The following is a 1,181-nucleotide window of genomic DNA, read 5'->3' on the forward strand; positions in this document are numbered from 1 at the left end:
TTAGTGTTGCACTTAACTTGACAATTGAGGACGTTAATTCATTTTTTTCTACTAAAAATTGGATTAAGATGATTTAATGATATTCTTAGTTAAAAAGCGCTTACAAGCTTGATCGATTTCCAAGTAGTATGGCTTAGTGTTCGAAAAGACTTTTTGATTAAAAATTACCATTAAATAATGTTTCATTATTCAACACATTAATTTAACGAATTTCAGCCAACAATTTTCAAAAAAGTTCAGTTACCCTCAACCTCATAAACTTTGTTATTCTATCTATCATCTAAATTTCCAATACCTAAGCCTGTAAAATACTCCAATTATTATAAAACTTGCTTACATCTATTTCTTTATTGTCTTTATAGTCGACCAATGATCCTTCTTTAGTACGGCCAAAATATAAGGCTGATACTCTTCTGTTTTGTTTGTATCTACTAATGTAAGATAAGAGTTGTTCACCACAAAATATGAAAACTTCAGGCAACTTTGCTTTAACACAAAATATATATGCATCATAATCGTTCTTTTCACTTTCATTAACAGTAAAAACACCAGAAAAGATAAATCTTTTGTCATGTGCATTTTGATCACTTTTTAGTAAAACTCTTCTACCATTAACAATTATTTCTTGCGATCTTCCATCTTCGCCACTATAAATTCGATCGATAATTCCGCTGATATTTTGCATTTTTCCTTTTGAAAACATTATGTTCCTTTCTTAACTAACGTGACTCAAAACTTTTAAATTTTGCCAATTCCATTTTGTTTTTTAAAATTTGCTGTTGGCATTTTACCGCTTCAGATGCTTGACCTTTGTTAATAAATTCTTTAACTTTAGGTTCTAATTCCGATATTTCCGCTAATAATTGTTCTTTTTCTTCCATATTTTCCTCCTAAGTTACCCTGGACCTTACAAAAAAGATACTCTGTAAAAATAAAAAGATAATTTTATCTACTGATTGCTTAAATCAAAATTATAAATGTGAGCCAAACCATCTTTTTCCAAACTAGCATAAAATTTATTAGATAAAAAATTGCACACAACTATTGGATCGGCTAATATTAATACTGATTAGTACTTTGTATTGCAAGACTACAAAATATATTTTTAAAAATTTTGTCAATTATTTTTCTTATTAAAAGCTTTTTAAGTCCACCATCCTATACGCGTGGTGCTAGTTCGT

General features: G+C 28.6%; 2 protein-coding genes. Both read right to left on the minus strand.

The features are described 5' to 3' along the window. Positions 1–295: 295 nt before the first annotated feature. Positions 296–703, minus strand: coding sequence for a hypothetical protein (locus tag FC65_RS10735; protein WP_056972740.1), 408 nt, complete (start codon positions 701–703; stop codon positions 296–298). Positions 704–719: 16 nt separating this feature from the next. Further along, positions 720–881, minus strand: coding sequence for a hypothetical protein (locus tag FC65_RS11970; RefSeq protein ID WP_156408636.1), 162 nt, complete (start codon positions 879–881; stop codon positions 720–722). Positions 882–1,181: the final 300 nt, after the last annotated feature.

This window comes from Ligilactobacillus acidipiscis DSM 15836 (genome assembly GCF_001435755.1).
Classification (GTDB): Bacteria; Bacillota; Bacilli; order Lactobacillales; family Lactobacillaceae; genus Ligilactobacillus; species Ligilactobacillus acidipiscis.

What these genes read in the sequence shown, in the direction of transcription:
- FC65_RS10735 (WP_056972740.1), bottom strand. Translation starts at nt 703, where the DNA reads ATGTTTTCAAAAGGAAAAATGCAAAATATCAGCGGAATTATCGATCGA.
- FC65_RS11970 (WP_156408636.1), bottom strand. Translation starts at nt 881, where the DNA reads ATGGAAGAAAAAGAACAATTATTAGCGGAAATATCGGAATTAGAACCT.